The 17,380-nt window shown below is 59.2% G+C and carries 15 protein-coding genes; 12 read left to right on the top strand and 3 right to left on the bottom strand.

The annotated features are described in order from the left end of the window. Positions 1-119: 119 nt before the first annotated feature. A complete protein-coding gene (gene tauA, locus QRN61_RS01560) occupies positions 120-1,115 on the bottom strand; it encodes a taurine ABC transporter substrate-binding protein (protein WP_285373060.1) in 996 nt (331 codons plus the stop codon). A 364-nt stretch (positions 1,116-1,479) separates the two neighbouring features. Here tauA and QRN61_RS01555 point away from each other — a divergent pair, with 364 nt between their 5' ends. The 8 genes from QRN61_RS01555 to QRN61_RS01520 all read left to right on the top strand — a co-directional run bounded on the left by QRN61_RS01555 (position 1,480) and on the right by QRN61_RS01520 (position 8,828). Then, positions 1,480-2,880 (top strand): OprD family porin, encoded by a 1,401-nt coding sequence (locus QRN61_RS01555; RefSeq protein WP_103368205.1) that lies wholly within the window; start codon positions 1,480-1,482, stop codon positions 2,878-2,880. A gap of 297 nt (positions 2,881-3,177) precedes the next feature. Beyond that, positions 3,178-3,816 (top strand): peroxiredoxin, encoded by a 639-nt coding sequence (locus tag QRN61_RS01550; RefSeq protein WP_285373059.1) that lies wholly within the window; start codon positions 3,178-3,180, stop codon positions 3,814-3,816. A gap of 331 nt (positions 3,817-4,147) precedes the next feature. Continuing rightward, entirely contained in the window at positions 4,148-4,741 is a 594-nt protein-coding gene (gene ssuE, locus QRN61_RS01545) for an NADPH-dependent FMN reductase (protein WP_096797603.1), read from the top strand. A gap of 89 nt (positions 4,742-4,830) precedes the next feature. Next, positions 4,831-5,811, top strand: a complete 981-nt coding sequence (locus tag QRN61_RS01540) for a sulfonate ABC transporter substrate-binding protein (RefSeq protein ID WP_285373058.1) — start codon at positions 4,831-4,833, stop codon at positions 5,809-5,811. A gap of 25 nt (positions 5,812-5,836) precedes the next feature. Then, on the top strand, positions 5,837-6,985 hold the full coding sequence (gene ssuD / locus QRN61_RS01535; RefSeq protein WP_003229262.1) for an FMNH2-dependent alkanesulfonate monooxygenase: 1,149 nt from the start codon (positions 5,837-5,839) through the stop codon (positions 6,983-6,985). A gap of 8 nt (positions 6,986-6,993) precedes the next feature. Next, positions 6,994-7,776, top strand: coding sequence for an aliphatic sulfonate ABC transporter permease SsuC (gene ssuC / locus QRN61_RS01530; protein WP_027610511.1), 783 nt, complete (start codon positions 6,994-6,996; stop codon positions 7,774-7,776). Further along, positions 7,773-8,579, top strand: a complete 807-nt coding sequence (ssuB, locus tag QRN61_RS01525) for an aliphatic sulfonates ABC transporter ATP-binding protein (RefSeq protein ID WP_027610512.1) — start codon at positions 7,773-7,775, stop codon at positions 8,577-8,579. The genes ssuC and ssuB overlap by 4 nt, the downstream gene beginning before the upstream one ends. 33 nt (positions 8,580-8,612) lie before the next feature. After that, positions 8,613-8,828 (top strand): TOBE domain-containing protein, encoded by a 216-nt coding sequence (locus QRN61_RS01520; protein WP_007967989.1) that lies wholly within the window; start codon positions 8,613-8,615, stop codon positions 8,826-8,828. A gap of 147 nt (positions 8,829-8,975) precedes the next feature. On the opposite strand, the gene QRN61_RS01515 is transcribed toward QRN61_RS01520, so the two are convergent. After that, positions 8,976-9,608 carry a TetR/AcrR family transcriptional regulator gene (locus QRN61_RS01515; protein ID WP_083367618.1) on the bottom strand — a complete coding sequence of 211 codons (633 nt, stop codon included), beginning with the start codon at positions 9,606-9,608 and terminating at the stop codon, positions 8,976-8,978. A gap of 267 nt (positions 9,609-9,875) precedes the next feature. Further along, a complete protein-coding gene (locus tag QRN61_RS01510; protein ID WP_003229254.1) occupies positions 9,876-11,252 on the bottom strand; it encodes a glutamine synthetase family protein in 1,377 nt (458 codons plus the stop codon). A 730-nt stretch (positions 11,253-11,982) separates the two neighbouring features. Here QRN61_RS01510 and QRN61_RS01505 point away from each other — a divergent pair. The 4 genes from QRN61_RS01505 (at position 11,983) to QRN61_RS01490 (ending at position 17,328) form a co-directional block, all read left to right on the top strand. Then, positions 11,983-13,341 carry a glutamine synthetase family protein gene (locus tag QRN61_RS01505; RefSeq protein ID WP_007967993.1) on the top strand — a complete coding sequence of 453 codons (1,359 nt, stop codon included), beginning with the start codon at positions 11,983-11,985 and terminating at the stop codon, positions 13,339-13,341. 56 nt (positions 13,342-13,397) lie between these two features. Further along, positions 13,398-14,762, top strand: coding sequence for an aspartate aminotransferase family protein (locus tag QRN61_RS01500; RefSeq protein ID WP_150370124.1), 1,365 nt, complete (start codon positions 13,398-13,400; stop codon positions 14,760-14,762). 171 nt (positions 14,763-14,933) lie between these two features. Continuing rightward, positions 14,934-16,043: a polyamine ABC transporter substrate-binding protein gene (locus QRN61_RS01495; protein ID WP_027610515.1), complete on the top strand. Its 1,110-nt coding sequence runs from the start codon at positions 14,934-14,936 to the stop codon at positions 16,041-16,043. 187 nt (positions 16,044-16,230) lie between these two features. Then, positions 16,231-17,328, top strand: a complete 1,098-nt coding sequence (locus QRN61_RS01490; protein WP_027610516.1) for a polyamine ABC transporter substrate-binding protein — start codon at positions 16,231-16,233, stop codon at positions 17,326-17,328. Positions 17,329-17,380: the final 52 nt, after the last annotated feature.

The following is a 17,380-nucleotide window of genomic DNA, read 5'->3' as shown; positions in this document are numbered from 1 at the left end:
AGCGAAGGACTTTTGTGGCGAGGGGATTCATCCCCGATGGGCCGCGCAGCGGCCCCCGCTTCAGCAAAAGCAGTGGACTGCTGCGCAGTCCATCGGGGATGAATCCCCTCGCCACCTATTCAATTGTTTTCGGTTACAAACTTCGCACTGACGTACGGCGAGTAGTCCGGCAGCACCGTCTCGACCTTGCCTTGTTCCTTCAAAAACTTCGCCGTCTCACCAATCGCCTTGGCCGTGCCGCCGTCCAGCAGTGCGGTGGATTGCTGTGCCTTGGCATCCGGGAAGGCTGAACCGGCCAGCAGTTCCGGTACATCGGCGGCATTGGCACCGGTCAGTTTGGCGATTTTCTGAACCGGCGCCGAGTCAGCCGTCCAGCTGTCTTTATGCGCTGCGTAATCGGCAAATGAATCCAGCGTGACTTTGGCAAACTTCGCGACGACGTCAGGATGCTTCTCGGCGTAGTCCTTGCGCGCGACCCAGACTTCGAAGGTCGGTGCGCCCCATTGGCCGACTTGAGCGGCATCGGTCAGGGTCTTGCCGCTCTTGCGGATTTCCCCCAGCGCTGGCGACCAGACGAACGCACCGTCGATATCCCCACGCTTCCAGGCTGCGGCGATTTCCGCCGGTTGCAGGTTCACCACTTTGACTTTCGAGGTGTCCAGGCCCCAGTGCTTGAGTGCGCCGAGCAGGCTGTAGTGGGACGTGGAAACGAAGGGCGTGGCGATGGTCTTGCCGACCAGATCCTGCGGCGAATTGATTCCGCTGCCATTGCGCACCACCAAGGCTTCGGCGGCATTGATCTGTGCTGAAACAATGAAGGCGACGATTGGTAGATTGCGTGAAGCGGCCGCTGCCAGAGGGCTGGAGCCGAGGTTGCCGATCTGCACATCGCCGGAGGCAATGGCTGTCACAACTTCCGGGCCACTATTGAAGCGTCGCCAGTCGATCTTCTGGCCGATGGTTGTTTCGTAAGTACCGTCGGCCTGGGGGACTTTGCTGGGGTCGATCCCGGTTTGATAACCGATGGTGAGGTTGGCAGCCTGCGCGGAAAAACAAATCAGCGCCGACACACAAACTGTAACAAATTGACTAGATAGTGCGCGTTTAGCCATCATGGCGTCGCCTTTTCGATAGGGTTTGACGAATTGGGGTTGCGCCAAAGCTAATCGATATAAAAAAAGGCTAACAAATACCATTTAGGAATGAGCTTAGTCGCCGATACGTTGTATCCGGGCGAGGATGGCGAGATAGTGGCCATATTCCCGAATGATATGAAAAAGAATGAATAAATTCTTTTTGGGTTTATCAGGAAATCTTTACTCTGCACGGACCAAATCACTGCGATTAGACCTTGGTCGTAGACACACAAGGTTACGATTGACTTGTCAGTCACGGTCTGGCGCTAATCGCGCATCTTAGGATCCAGGGCATCAGACCCCGGGCCAGGAACACAAGAATTAGAAACGAGAGGAGCTTTACATGAACAAGTCCACCTTGGCCCTGGCTGTGGCCGTAGGGGTTATGGCGCAGCAGGCAGGCGCCGCCGGTTTCATCGAAGACAGCAAGGCCACTCTGGGCTTGCGCAACTTCTACATCAATACTGACAACCGTGACAGCGACGTCAACGCTCCTGCCAACAAGCGTGCAGGCGTGCAGAGCAAGCAAGAAGAATGGGGCCAAGGCTTCGATCTGCGCTTCATCTCCGGTTACACCCAAGGCACTGTGGGTTTCGGTATCGATGCGATCGGCCTGTTGGGTGTGCGTCTGGATTCCGGTGGTGGCACTAACGGTGCTTCCCCGGCGACACCGACTAACTACGGTTCCTACGGCGGCACTGTTTTCCCAAGCAAATCCAATGGTGAAGCGGTTGATAACTTCTCCAGCCTGGGTCTGACCGCCAAGGCCAAGATCTCCCAGACCGAACTGAAGCTGGGTACTTTGCAGCCTAAAAACCCGGTTATCGTCACCAACGATGGTCGTCTGTTGCCGCAAACTTTCCAGGGTGGCCAGATCACTTCGGGCGAGATCAAGGATCTGACCCTTGTGGGCGGCCAGATCGAGCACGTAAAAGGTCGTAACTCCAGCAACAACGAAGAACTGTCGATCGCGGGTGCCAACGGCCGTACTGCGTCTGGCCGTGACAGCAACAAGTTCATCTATGCCGGCGGTGACTACAAGATCACCAAAGATCTGACCGCTCAGTACTACTACGGCAATCTGGACCAGTTCTACAAGCAACACTTCCTGGGCCTGGTTCACAACTGGGCAATCGGCCCGGGCGTATTGAAGTCTGACTTCCGTTACTTCAACAGCCGTGACGATGGCGCTAACGGTCACGATGCCAACTATTTCACCTCCGGCGATTACGGTACTGGCGTCACCAAAGGCAAAGTTGACAACAACCTGTACAGCGGCTTGTTCTTGTACACCGTTGAAGGTCACACCTTCGGTGGCGGTTATCAGGTCAGCAACGGTAACAGCGACTTCCCTTGGCTGAACCAGGGTGACGGTTCGTCGAACTACACCATTACCGACATGCAGATCCAGAAGTTCGGCCGTGCTGGCGAGCGCACTTGGCAGGCTCGCTACTCGTATGACTTCGCTAAAGTGGGCATCCCTGGCCTGACAGCCGGTCTGATTTACCTGCGTGGCGATAACATCGATACCACCGGCAAAGTTGGTTACAACCAAGTTACCGTCAACGCCACTGGCCGCTCCGAATGGGAACGCGACCTGACCGTTGGTTATGTCGTACCAGAAGGTCCGCTGAAGAACCTGGGCCTGATGTGGAAAAACGCTACCTGGCGCAACGATATCCCAGGTCAGCGCGACCAGGACGAAAACCGCCTGATCGTCAGCTACTCGATCCCGCTGCTGTAATAGCGCGTTCAAGCTGTTGATGTAAAAAAAGCCCCGTCCGGCATCGCGCCGGACGGGGCTTTTGCATTTTCGGGTCAGGGCTCACCCCCGTAAGCCTGGCCCGAAATTCCCCTCTTTTGCAGCTACTCAAGGCCTTCTCGAACCTTGAGGGCGATGTTCGTCGCGATGCGGGCGAGCGTCCAGTGAACGATGTTTAATATTCCTTTAGATTCTAGATATCTATTTATTTATTCTTTTTCATGATGTCGAATCCCGAGCTACAGTTGAGTTCTCCAACAACTCATCAGGAGCAGCACCATGAGCCTCAGACTCGGCGACATCGCCCCCGACTTCGAACAGGATTCCAGCGCCGGCAAGATTCGTTTCCACGAGTGGCTGGGCGATAGCTGGGGCGTGCTGTTCTCCCACCCGGCCGACTTCACCCCGGTGTGCACCACCGAACTGGGCTTCACCGCCAAGCTCAAGGATGAGTTCGCCAAGCGTGGCGTCAAAGCCATCGCGCTGTCGGTGGATCCGGTGGACTCGCACCACAAGTGGATCGAAGACATCAACGAAGCCCAGAACACGATCGTTAACTTTCCGATCCTGGCCGACGCCGATCGCAAGGTTTCCGACCTCTATGACCTGATCCACCCCAACGCCAACGACACCCTGACCGTGCGCTCGCTGTTCGTGATCGATCCGAACAAGAAGATCCGCCTGACCATCACCTACCCGGCGAGCACCGGGCGCAACTTCCACGAGATCCTGCGGGTGATCGATTCGCTGCAGCTCACCGACAACTACAAGGTGGCCACCCCGGCCAACTGGCAGGACGGTGAAGAGGTGGTGATCGTGCCGTCGCTCAAGGACGAGGAAGAAATCAAGCGGCGCTTCCCCAAAGGCTATCGCGCGGTGAAACCATACCTGCGCCTGACGCCGCAGCCGAACAAGTGAATCAGTGAGATTGGCGGTGTAGTCACCACCGTCATTGCGAGCAGGCTCACTCCTATATTTGAAATGCGTTCCCCTGTGGGAGCGGGCTTGCTCGCGAAGACGCCAGTCCAGGCAACACAGAATTGAGAATCCAGAACCACAAAGCAGGGGATTTCAGGCCGTTTTCACGGCCTGTTTTTTTGCCCGGAACAAAGCAAATCGCATATCTCTTAAAAGCATAACCAAATGAATAAATATGATTTATGGATATATAAATCAGCTGGTAAGGTCACTCCCATCGAAGCGAGATCGCAACCCGCGAATCGCCTGTAACGCTTAAGGAATTGTCTCAATGCTGGTCGTCTCACTCGGTGGCAGTCCCAGCCAGCGCTCCCGCTCAGGAGTGTTGCTTGAGCGCTCGCAACGCTGGTTGCAGGCGCAAGGGGTGGAAGTGGTGAGTTATCAGGTGCGGGACTTCCCGGCCGAAGATTTGCTCCACGCCCGCTTCGACAGCCCGAAGGTGCTCGACCTGCTGGCGCAGATTGAAAACGCTGACGGTCTGCTGATCGCCACGCCGGTGTACAAGGCGTCGTTTTCCGGGGCGCTGAAGACCGTACTCGATCTGCTGCCCGAACGCGCCTTGAACCACAAGATTGTTCTGCCGATGGCCACCGGCGGCAGCATCGCCCACATGCTGGTGGTCGATTACGCGCTCAAGCCCGTGCTGTCGGCATTGAAAGCCCAGGAAATGCTCCAGGGCATTTTCGCCGAGGACAGCCAGATCGCTTACGGCGAAGGCAGCGCCCAGGCGCAACTGGCGCCAGCGCTGGAACAGCGTCTGCATGAAGCGCTGGATCAGTTTGTCAGTGCCATGGCTCGCCGGCCGAAACCGCTGGAGCCGGGCCTGTTGAATGAACGTTTATTGAGTGCTCGCTGGAGCATTTGAGCCTTACCCGAATTTGCTCCACTCACCTTACTCAGCCGCTAACGGCCAAGCAGGTGCAGCCAAAACCCAACAGCAAAAAGGAGAGCGCTATGCGCACTGTATTTTTGCGTCGTGGTCTGGTCGCTCTGTTTGCTGCGGCTGTGTCCTTCGGCGCCATTACTCAAGCTCAAGCCGAGACATTGCGGATCGGTTATCAGAAGTACGGCACGCTGGTGCTGCTCAAGGCCAAAGGCACGCTGGAAAAGCGTCTGGCCGCCCAAGGCGTGGACGTGCAATGGACTGAATTCCCCGGCGGCCCGCAGCTGCTGGAAGGCCTGAACGTCGGCTCGATCGATTTCGGCGTGACCGGTGAGACTCCGCCAGTGTTTGCCCAGGCTGCGGGTGCCGATCTGCTCTACGTCGCTTACGAGCCATCAGCGCCGAACAGCGAAGCGATCCTCGTACCGAAAGACTCGCCAATCAAATCGGTAGCGGATCTCAAGGGCAAGAAAGTCGCCCTGAACAAAGGCTCCAACGTGCACTACCTGCTGGTTCGCGCATTGGAAGATGCCGGCCTCAAATACTCCGATATCCAGACCGTGTTCCTGCCGCCGGCCGATGCCCGCGCTGCGTTCGAGCGTGGCAGCGTCGATGCCTGGGTGATCTGGGACCCATACCAGGCCGCTGCCGAGCAACAGTTGCAAGCGCACACCCTGCGTGACGGCAAAGGCATCGTCGACAACCATCAGTTCTACCTCGCGACCAAACCTTACGCGCAGAAAAATCCCGAGGTGATCAAGACCCTCGTCGAAGAAGTGCGCGCTGTCGGCGAGTGGTCCAAAGCCAACCCTGAAGACGTGACCCAACAGGTCGCGCCACTGCTCGGCCTGCCGGCGGACATCACCCTGACCTCGGTGAAACGCCAGGGCTACGGTGCGCTGTTCCTGACCCCGGAAGTGGTCGCCGCACAACAGAAAATCGCCGACACCTTCTACCAGCTCAAGCTGATTCCCAAGCCGTTGAGCATCAAGGATGTGATCTGGACACCACCGGCCGCTGTGGCCCAAAGCTCGGTTAGCCAAACCCAGTAAATCGAATCCCCAAGGAGACCACTCCATGAGCCTCAACATCTTCTGGTTCCTGCCTACCCACGGCGACGGCCATTACCTTGGCACCGCCGAAGGCGCTCGCGCCGTCGACCACGGTTATCTGCAACAGGTCGCGCAAGCGGCGGATCGTCTGGGCTTTGGCGGCGTGCTGATTCCCACCGGCCGTTCCTGCGAAGACTCGTGGCTGGTCGCCGCGTCGCTGATCCCGGTGACCCAGCGTCTGAAATTCCTTGTCGCCCTGCGCCCCGGGATCATTTCCCCGACGGTGGCGGCGCGACAGGCAGCGACCCTGGATCGTCTGTCCGGCGGTCGTGCGCTGTTCAACCTGGTGACCGGTGGCGATCCGGAAGAGTTGGCCGGTGATGGTCTGTTCCTCAACCACGAAGAGCGTTATCAGGCCTCGGTGGAGTTCACCCGCATCTGGCGTCGGGTGCTGGAAGGCGAAACCGTTGATTACGACGGCGAACACATCAGCGTGAAGGGCGCCAAGCTGCTTTATCCACCGATCCAGCAACCGCGTCCGCCGCTGTACTTCGGCGGCTCGTCGGAAGCGGCGCAGGATCTGGCTGCCGAACAGGTCGAGATGGTACTGACCTGGGGCGAACCGCCAGCCGCGGTGGCCGAGAAGATCGAACAAGTGCGCGCCAAAGCCGCCAAGCTCGGGCGTACCGTGCGCTTCGGCATTCGTCTGCATGTGATCGTGCGCGAAACCAACGCCGAAGCCTGGCAAGCGGCAGACCGGCTGATTTCGCATCTGGACGACGACACCATCAAACGTGCGCAAGCATCGCTGGCGCGCTTCGACTCGGTCGGTCAACAACGCATGGCCGCGCTGCACGGCGGCAGTCGTGACAACCTCGAAGTCAGCCCCAACCTGTGGGCCGGCGTCGGCCTGGTGCGTGGCGGTGCGGGTACGGCGCTGGTCGGCGATGGTCCAACCGTGGCCGCCCGCGTGAAGGAATACGCTGATCTGGGTATCGACACCTTCATCTTCTCCGGTTATCCACACCTCGAAGAATCGTACCGCGTCGCTGAACTGCTGTTCCCGCACCTCGACATCGAGCGCCCGGAACTGCCGAAAAGCGCTGGTTATGTCAGCCCGTTCGGCGAGATGGTGGCGAACGACATTCTTCCCAAAGCCGCGTCGCAGAGCTGAGGCGCGCCATGAACAAATTTATCCACAGCCTCGCGCCCTGGGCGTTGCCGGTGCTCCTGCTGGCGGTGTGGCAGTTGTCGGTGTCTGCCGGTTGGTTGTCGACGCGAATCCTGCCGGCACCGGTGGCGGTGATCGAGGCCGGTGTCAGCCTGGTGCGCAGCGGCGAAATCTGGACGCATCTGGCGATCAGCGGCTGGCGCGCGGCACTCGGTTTCACCATCGGCGGCAGCATCGGCCTGGTGCTGGGCTTCATCACCGGCCTGTCGAAATGGGGCGAACGCCTGCTCGACAGCTCGGTGCAGATGATCCGCAACGTGCCGCACCTGGCGCTGATTCCACTGGTGATCCTGTGGTTCGGCATCGATGAGTCGGCGAAGATTTTTCTGGTCGCATTGGGCACGTTGTTCCCGATCTACCTCAACACCTATCACGGCATCCGCAACGTCGATCCGGCGTTGGTGGAGATGGCGCGCAGTTATGGCCTGTCCGGTTTCAGTTTGTTCTGGCAGGTGATTCTGCCGGGGGCACTGCCTTCGATTCTGGTCGGTGTGCGCTTTGCGCTGGGCTTCATGTGGCTGACGCTGATCGTTGCCGAAACCATCTCCGCCAGCTCCGGCATAGGCTATCTGGCGATGAATGCCCGGGAGTTTTTGCAGACCGATGTGGTGGTGCTGGCGATCCTGCTTTACGCGGTACTCGGCAAACTTGCTGATCTCGCCGCCCGTGGTCTTGAGCGTGTGTGGTTGCGCTGGCATCCGGCCTATCAGGTGGCCAAGGGAGGTGCGGCATGACCGCTCAACAACCTCCACGCCTGCTGCGCGGGATTCCGCTGGTGGTGCGCAACCTGCAGAAAACCTTTGGTACGCGGCAAGTGCTGCGCGACATCGACCTGCACATTCCGGCGGGGCAATTCGTCGCCGTGGTCGGACGCAGCGGGTGCGGCAAGAGCACCTTCCTGCGCTTGCTCGCCGGCCTCGACCAACCGACTGGCGGCGACCTGCTGGCCGGCGCCGCGCCGCTGAGCGATGCGCGGGAAGACACCCGGCTGATGTTCCAGGAAGCCCGGTTGCTGCCGTGGAAAAAGATCATCGACAACGTCGGCCTCGGCCTTAAAGGCGACTGGCGCCCGCAAGCTCTGGAGGCGCTGGAAGCGGTGGGTCTGGCCGATCGCGCCAACGAGTGGCCGGCCGCTTTGTCCGGCGGGCAGAAGCAGCGTGTGGCGCTGGCCCGGGCGCTGATTCACCAGCCGCGCCTGCTGTTGCTCGACGAGCCGCTGGGTGCGCTGGATGCGCTGACCCGCATCGAGATGCAGCAACTGATCGAACGACTCTGGCAGAAGCATGGCTTCACCGTGCTGCTGGTGACCCATGACGTCAGCGAAGCGGTGGCGATTGCCGACCGGGTGATTCTGATCGAGGACGGCGAAGTCGGTCTCGACCTGCAAGTGGAACTGCCACGCCCGCGAGTGCGCGGATCGCATCGACTGGCGGCGCTGGAAACCGAAGTGCTCAACCGTGTTCTGTCCCTGCCCGGCGAGCCGCCGGAGCCGGAACCTGTTTCACCACTGCCTACGCAATTGCGCTGGGCTCAATAACTCAAGTTACATCCAACGACAGGAATCAAAGCCATGACTATCAAAGCCATCAACGTGCGCAACCAGTTCAAAGGCTCGATCAAGGAGATCGTTCTCGGCGACGTGCTGTCGGAAATCGACGTGCAAACCGCTTCCGGCATCGTCACTTCAGTGATCACCACCCGCTCGGTCAAGGAGCTGGAACTGGCGGTGGGCAGCGAGGTGATCGCCTTCGTGAAATCCACCGAGGTGTCGATCGCCAAGTTGTAAGCCAGTGAGTAAAAAACAACCCCGAAAGGCGTGAGCCCTTCGGGGTTTTTTGTGTCTGTCTTGAAGTTCGCGGTGCGGCCTTCGCGAGCAGGGAACCGCATTCCAAATGTGGGAGCGAGCCTGCTCGCGAAGAGGCCGGTAAAGACGCTAGAGAATTCTTTTGGGCAGGTAAGGTGGAAGGTATAACCCGATATAGGCATCAAACACCCGCATCCCTTCCTCGGCCATGCGCGGTGTGATCTGCCCGTGCTGCTGCACCGAGCGCGCATACACGCGGTCACCCAGTTCCATCGCCAGCGCGAACACATCGACATCGCTGGGCAGGCGCGGCAATTCGAAGTGATGGTCGAACAGCTTGTGCATCAGGTCGCCGAGTTCGATGTCGTGCTGGCGGTCCGCCTGGGTCACTTCGGTCAGGCCGTGCTGGGCGAGGATCAACTGGCGGGCCGCCGCGTCTTCGTCGTAGATCTCCAGCATCCGCTCTTCGACCAGCCGCGACAGGTCACGCCAGTCGCGCAGGGCGTCGTGGTCGATCGGCGCTTGCAGGCAGGCGCGAAACGCCGCATGCACGTCGGCGGTCAGCGCTTCGAGCAGTGCCGGGACGCTGGCGAAGAAGTGGTACACGGAGGAGGGTGGAATCTGCGCGCGTTCGGCGACGCTGTAGATCGACAGACTGGCCACACCCTCGGCGGCCAACAGCGTACGCGCGGCGTCGAGTATCGAATCGATGCGCGCCTGGCTGCGGGCACGGGGTTTGCGGACGGGGGCGGGACGCGTCATGGAAGTCTCCTGCGGGGCAGCGGGCATTGTACGAGCAGGCTTGTGTGTTGTCTGCCGACCTGTGGCGAGGGGATTTATCCCCGATGGGTTGCGAAGCGACCCCAAACCCATTCCCCTCGGTGTGTCAGGAGTATCCGGTTCTCAGGGATTACGACTGCTGCGCAGCCGGTCGGGGATAAATCCCCTCACCACAGTGGAAAATGTTCAGGCATAAAAAAACGCTGCGGGCTGAAATGGCCGGCAGCGCTTTTTATTCCTGCAATCCGTTTACACGGTATGCAGATACCAGTTGTACTCAAGGTCGGAGATGGAGTGTTCGAACTCCTCCAGCTCGCTTTCCTTGCAGGCGACGAAGATATCGATGTATTTCGGATCGATGTACTTGGCCATCACCTCGCTGTCGTCCAGCTCGCGCAGGGCATCGCGCAAGTTGTTCGGCAGGCTTTGCTCGTTCTGCTCGTAGCTGTTGCCTTCGACCGGAGCGCCCGGTTCGATCTTGTTCACCAGACCGTGATGCACGCCGGCCAGGACCGAAGCCATCAGCAGGTACGGGTTGGCGTCGGCACCGGCCACGCGGTGTTCGATACGCACGGCGTCGGCAGAGCCGGTTGGTACGCGGATCGCCACGGTGCGGTTGTCCAGGCCCCAGCACGGCGAGTTCGGTACATAGAACTGCGCGCCGAAACGGCGGTACGAGTTGACGTTCGGGCAGAGGAAAGCCATCTGCGCCGGCAGGGTCTCGAGCACACCGCCGATCGCGTGACGCAGCGCGGCGTTCTGCTCGGGATCCTCGCTTGCAAAGATGTTCTTGCCATCTTTGTCGAGCACCGAGATGTGGACATGCAGACCGTTACCCGCCTGGCCCGGATACGGCTTGGCCATGAAGGTGGTGTCCATTTCATGGTCGTAGGCGATGTTCTTGATCAGACGCTTGAGCAGTACCGCGTAGTCGCACGCCTTGATCGGGTCGGCGACGTGGTGCAGGTTCACTTCGAACTGCGCCGGGGCACTTTCCTTGACGATGGCGTCGGCCGGGATGCCTTGCTCTTTGGCGCCTTCCAGAATGTCCTGGAGGCAGTCGACGTATTCGTCGAGGTCGTCGATCAGGTAGACCTGAGTCGAGTGCGGGCGTTTGCCGGAGATCGGCGAGCGTGGCGGCTGAGGGCGGCCGTTCACGTTTTCCTGGTCGATCAGGTAGAACTCCAGCTCGAAGGCTGCGCAGATGGTCAAGCCCAGCTCGTCAAACTTTGCAACAACTTGACGGAGCACTTCGCGCGGATCGGCGAAGAACGGGTCGCCTTCGAGTTCGTGCATGGTCATCAACAGTTGCGCGGTAGGGCGCTTCTGCCATGGCTCGTTGCACAGGGTATCGGGGATTGGATAGCAGATCCGGTCGGCGTCGCCGATGTCCAGACCCAGGCCGGTGCTTTCCACCGTAGAGCCATTGATATCCAGAGCAAATAGAGAGGCCGGCAGGTTGATGCCTTTCTCGTAAACCTTGTGGAGGCTGGTGCGTTCGATGCGCTTGCCGCGCACCACACCATTCATATCCGCAATCAGAAGGTCAACGTACAGAACCTCAGGATGTTCCTTAAGGAACGCGTTCGCTTCGTTAAGCTGAACGGCACGCGGGGGTACCGACATGATGCAACACCTTTGTTGTTAAAAATATCAATCATTGATCTTTTCTGGTTTCAGTCAACCCGAACGGCCTGCCGAAGTCAAGCGAGGCCTTTTTTGCCCTAAAAAAGCGCTGCAAGGGCATTTATGGGGCACTTTGGGGCAGTTTTCTGTCCTTGGGACGCTTGGCACCCGCGGGCTTGAGCAGGCCGTGTTGTATTTTTTACGGGGGTGTTGTGTAAAAAAATGAACAAGGCTAAGCTCCGACCAAACCCATAACAGCAATAATACCGGGGTGCTTCATGTCTCGCCTGCCGTTAATCGGCATCACCGACTGCTCGCAACAGTCCGGTCTGCATGCTCATCACATCAGTGGCGACAAATCCGTCCGTAATGCAGCCAGCATGGCTCGTGGCGGGTCGACGAGGTTCTCGTGCGCATCAGGCCCAACGGCAGCGTCCGATATTCTGGACGCACGGGACAGCATCCTGTTTATGGCGTCTCCTTCCAATATAGATCCCTTTGAGTCCCAAAGCCTGTGCCGCTTCCAAAGCCGTGCTCATGATTCTGCACGCCTTGAATGTGCACAGGAAATGCAACGCCAGCGTAAAGGGCAGGTAAGCTCCTCTTTCATTGTCTATGCGCGGTGCCAGGCGTAAGCCGGTACTGCGCGCAAGCAAGCCCCCTTTAACGCGACGCCACGGCGTCAAACTTTGCCTGACACGATGTCAGGAGACTCAGCCCAGAGGCATTTATGAGTAACAACCTCGACCAGCTCACCGATTGGTTGAAAGACCACAAGATCACAGAAGTCGAATGCATGATCGGCGACTTGACCGGTATCACCCGGGGCAAGATCTCGCCGACCAACAAATTCATCGCCGAGAAGGGCATGCGCCTGCCGGAAAGCGTGCTGTTGCAGACCGTGACCGGCGACTACGTCGAAGACGACATCTATTACGAACTGCTCGACCCGGCCGACATCGACATGATCTGCCGCCCCGACCAGAACGCCGTGTACCTGGTGCCATGGGCCATCGAGCCGACCGCCCAGGTGATCCACGACACCTACGACAAGCAAGGCAACCCGATCGAGCTGTCGCCGCGCAACGTGCTCAAGAAAGTCCTCAAACTCTACGCCGACAAGGGCTGGCAGCCGATCGTGGCGCCGGAGATGGAGTTCTACCTGACCAAACGCAGTGACGACCCCGACTATCCGCTGCAGCCGCCGATCGGCCGCTCGGGCCGTCCGGAAATCGGTCGTCAGTCGTTCTCCATCGAAGCGGCGAACGAATTCGACCCGCTGTTCGAAGACGTCTACGACTGGTGCGAACTGCAGGAGCTGGACCTCGACACGCTGATCCACGAAGACGGCACGGCGCAGATGGAAATCAACTTCCGTCACGGCGATGCACTGTCGCTGGCCGATCAGATTCTGGTGTTCAAGCGCACCATGCGCGAAGCCGCGCTCAAGCATGACGTGGCCGCGACCTTTATGGCCAAGCCGATGACCGGCGAGCCGGGCAGTGCGATGCACTTGCACCAGAGCATCATCGACATCGAGACCGGCAAGAACGTGTTCTCCAATGAAGACGGAACCATGAGCCAGCTGTTCCTGCACCACATCGGTGGTCTGCAGAAACTGATCCCGGAATTGCTCCCGCTGTTCGCACCGAACGTCAACTCGTTCCGCCGCTTCCTGCCGGACACTTCGGCGCCGGTGAACGTGGAGTGGGGCGAAGAAAACCGCACCGTGGGCCTGCGCGTACCGGATGCCGGGCCGCAGAACCGTCGGGTGGAAAACCGCCTGCCGGGCGCCGACGCCAACCCGTACCTGGCGATTGCCGCGAGCCTGCTCTGCGGTTACATCGGCATGGTCGAGGGCCTCAACCCGAGCGCGCCAGTGGTCGGACGTGGCTATGAACGCCGCAACCTGCGTCTGCCGCTGACCATCGAAGACGCGCTGGAGCGTATGGAAAACAGCGCGACCATCGAGAAATACCTGGGCAAGACCTTCATCACCGGCTACGTCGCGGTCAAGCGGGCCGAGCATGAAAACTTCAAGCGCGTGATCAGTTCCTGGGAGCGTGAGTACCTGCTCTTCGCCGTCTGATACGCCGGGCGCGGTGGCCAGCCGCCGCGCCTTCACCGATAACAAGGAGAATTGGCATGACCAGCAACAACCCGCAAACCCGTGAGTGGCAAGCCCTGAGCAGCGATCACCACCTGGCCCCGTTCAGCGATTTCAAGCAGCTGAAAGAGAAGGGTCCACGGATCATCACCAACGCCAAGGGCGTGTACCTGTGGGACAGCGAGGGCAACAAGATCCTCGATGGCATGGCGGGTCTGTGGTGCGTGGCGATCGGTTATGGCCGTGATGAACTGGCTGACGCAGCTGCCAAGCAGATGCGCGAACTGCCTTACTACAACCTGTTCTTCCAGACCGCGCACCCGCCGGCACTCGAACTGGCCAAGGCCATCGCCGACGTGGCGCCGCAAGGCATGAACCACGTGTTCTTCACCGGTTCCGGCTCCGAAGGCAACGACACCATGCTGCGCATGGTTCGCCACTACTGGGCGATCAAGGGCCAGCCGAACAAGAAAGTCATCATCAGCCGCAAGAACGGTTACCACGGTTCGACCGTGGCGGGCGCGAGCCTCGGTGGCATGACGTATATGCACGAGCAGGGCGATTTGCCGATCCCGGGCATCGTCCACATTGCGCAGCCGTACTGGTTTGCCGAGGGCGGCGACATGTCGCCGGAAGAGTTCGGCATCTGGGCGGCCAATCAGCTGGAAGAGAAGATTCTCGAAGTCGGCGTGGACAACGTCGGTGCGTTCATTGCCGAGCCGATTCAGGGCGCTGGCGGCGTGATCATTCCGCCAGATACTTACTGGCCGCGCATCAAGGAAATCCTCGCCAAGTACGACATTCTGTTCGTCGCCGACGAAGTGATCTGCGGTTTCGGCCGTACCGGCGAGTGGTTCGGTTCGGATTTCTACGACCTGAAGCCGGACATGATGACCATCGCCAAAGGCCTGACCTCCGGTTACATCCCGATGGGTGGCCTGATCGTTCGTGATGAAGTGGTGAAGGTGCTCAACGAGGGCGGCGATTTCAACCACGGCTTCACCTACTCCGGGCACCCGGTGGCGGCGGCGGTGGGGCTGGAAAACATCCGGATTCTGCGCGACGAGAAAATTATCGAGAACGCGCACAACGAAACGGCACCGTATTTGCAGAAACGTCTGCGCGAACTCAACGATCACCCGTTGGTGGGTGAAGTACGCGGGGTGGGGCTGCTGGGGGCGATCGAGCTGGTGCAGGACAAGGCCACTCGCAAGCGTTACGAAGGTCGGGGTGTGGGCATGATCTGCCGGCAGTTCTGCTTCGATAACGGCCTGATCATGCGCGCCGTGGGCGACACCATGATCATTGCGCCGCCGCTGGTAATCAGCAAGGCAGAAATCGATGAGCTGGTGACCAAGGCACGCAAGTGTCTGGACCTGACCCTCAGTGCGTTGCAGGCCTAAGTGCTAGGCTTCGAGCGGGGGAGCTGCGGCGCTCTCGCTCGAAGGTGTCAGAAAGGTTGGCCTTTTCTTGAAAGACCGCCTCCGATCTTGCCAGACTAGCCGCGGTTCCAGTTGTCCGGGTTCGGCCGCTGAACAAAGTGGTTCAAAAAAGAAAAATTTGGAGCATGACGCATGAAGGCATTAGGTAAAAAGCTTGCTGGCAAGACTCTTCTCGCGCTGTCCGTAGCGGGCATGATGGCGGGCGCGGTTCACGCGGACGACAAGGTACTGCACGTCTACAACTGGTCTGACTACATCGCTCCGGACACCATCGCCAACTTCGAAAAAGAGTCGGGGATCAAGGTCGTCTACGACGTGTTCGACAGCAACGAAACCCTGGAAGCCAAGCTGCTGGCGGGCAAGTCCGGTTACGACGTGGTCGTGCCGTCGAACAACTTCCTGGCCAAGCAGATCAAGGCTGGCGTTTATCAGGAGCTGGACAAGTCCAAGCTGTCCAATTACGGCAACCTGAACAAATCGCTGCTCAAGGCGGTTTCGGTCAGTGACCCGGACAACAAGCACGCCTTCCCGTACATGTGGGGCTCGATCGGCATCGGCTACAACCCGGAGAAGGTCAAGGCTGCACTGGGCGTCGACACCATCGATTCCTGGGACACTCTGCTCAAGCCTGAGAACATCGCCAAGCTCAAGAGCTGCGGTGTGAGCTTCCTCGACTCGCCGACCGAAATGCTCCCGGTCGCGCTGCACTACCTGGGCCTGCCAACCGACAGCCAGAAGAAAGAAGACATCAAGAAAGCCGAGGAACTGTTCCTCAAGATTCGTCCTTCGATCACCTACTTCCACTCCTCCAAGTACATCTCGGACCTGGCCAACGGCAACATCTGCGTAGCGGTCGGCTACTCGGGTGACGTGCAGCAGGCCAAGTCCCGTGCCGCCGAGGCCGGTGACAAGGTCAAGGTCAGCTACGCCATTCCGAAGGAAGGTGCCGGCAGCTTCTATGACATGGTCGCGATTCCGAAAGATGCGGAAAACATCGACGGCGCCTACAAGTTCATGAACTACCTGCTGCAACCGAAAGTGATGGCCGAGATCACCAACGCTGTGCGCTTCCCTAACGGTAACGCCGAAGCGACCCAGTACGTGAACAAGGACATCACCGCCGATCCAGGCATCTACCCGCCAGCCGACGTGCAGGCCAAGCTGTATGCGATCGCCGATTTGCCGGCCGCTACCCAGCGTGAACTGACCCGCAGCTGGACCAAGATCAAATCCGGTAAATAAGCCGGTTTGACGCAGCAACCGCTGGCCGTCGTCGCCGCGACGGCGGCCAGCGGATCAATTAAATGACAGGAAGTTTTGCAGGAACGGTTTTTCGAGGGTAAGTTGCGCGCCGGTTTGGTTGCCGGGCAGCCATGGCTGTCATGTAACGCGGGGCAACTTGGGCCCAACTAATTTAGAGGACCTCCACTTGCCTATTTTTTCTTCTTTGCGCAAAGCCCTGCTGGCCACTGCCGGCCTGACGATCGCTGTCGGAGCCCAGGCCGCCGGTACGGTGCATATTTATAACTGGTCGGATTACATCGGCGAGACCACCCTGGCCGACTTCCAGAAAGAAACCGGAATCAAACCGGTGTACGACGTGTTCGATTCCAACGAGACCCTGGAAGGCAAGCTGCTGGCCGGGCGTACCGGTTACGACGTGGTCGTGCCGTCGAACCATTTCCTCGGCAAGCAGATCAAGGCGGGCGCGTTTCAGAAGCTCGACAAGTCGCAGTTGCCGAATTATTCGAATCTCGATCCCGTGCTGCTCAAGCGCCTGGAACAGAACGACCCGGGCAACCAGTACGCCGTGCCGTACCTGTGGGGCACCAACGGCATCGGCTACAACGTCGAGAAAGTCAAAGCGGTGCTCGGCATCGACAAGATCGACTCCTGGAGCGTGCTGTTCGAGCCGGAGAACATCAAGAAGCTGCACAGCTGTGGCGTCGCGTTCCTCGACTCGGCCGATGAAATGATGCCGACCGTGCTCAACTACATGGGCCTGAACGCCAACAGCACCAATCCGAAAGACTACGCCAAGGCCACCGACAAACTGCTGGCCGTGCGTCCTTATGTGACTTATTTCCACTCGTCGAAATACATCGGTGATCTGGCCAACGGCGACATTTGCGTGGCCATCGGTTTCTCCGGCGATATCTTCCAGGCCAAGCACCGTGCCGAAGAAGCGAAGAAGGGCGTGAACATCGCCTACTCGATCCCGAAAGAGGGCGGCGCGCTGTGGTTCGACATGCTGGCGATTCCAAAGGACTCGTCCAACGTCAAAGAGGCCCACGCCTTCATCAACTATTTGCTGAAACCTGAGGTGATCGCCCAGGTCAGTGATTACGTCGGTTACGCCAACCCCAACCCGGGGTCGGACAAGCTGATGGAACAGTCCATCCGCACCGACGAAGCGGTTTATCCACCGCAAGCAGTCCTCGACAAGACTTACGTGTCGGTCGAGTTGCCACCCAATATTCAGCGTTTGATGACCCGTAGCTGGACCAAGGTCAAGTCGGGCAAGTAAGGCACAAACTATCCTGGGTTCGTCCGCATGGGGCGAACTGCACTGTTTTTTT

This window comes from Pseudomonas sp. lyk4-TYG-107, assembly GCF_030209055.1.
Classification (GTDB): Bacteria; Pseudomonadota; Gammaproteobacteria; order Pseudomonadales; family Pseudomonadaceae; genus Aquipseudomonas; species Aquipseudomonas putida_A.
This window is presented reverse-complemented; position numbering and strand designations above follow the sequence as displayed.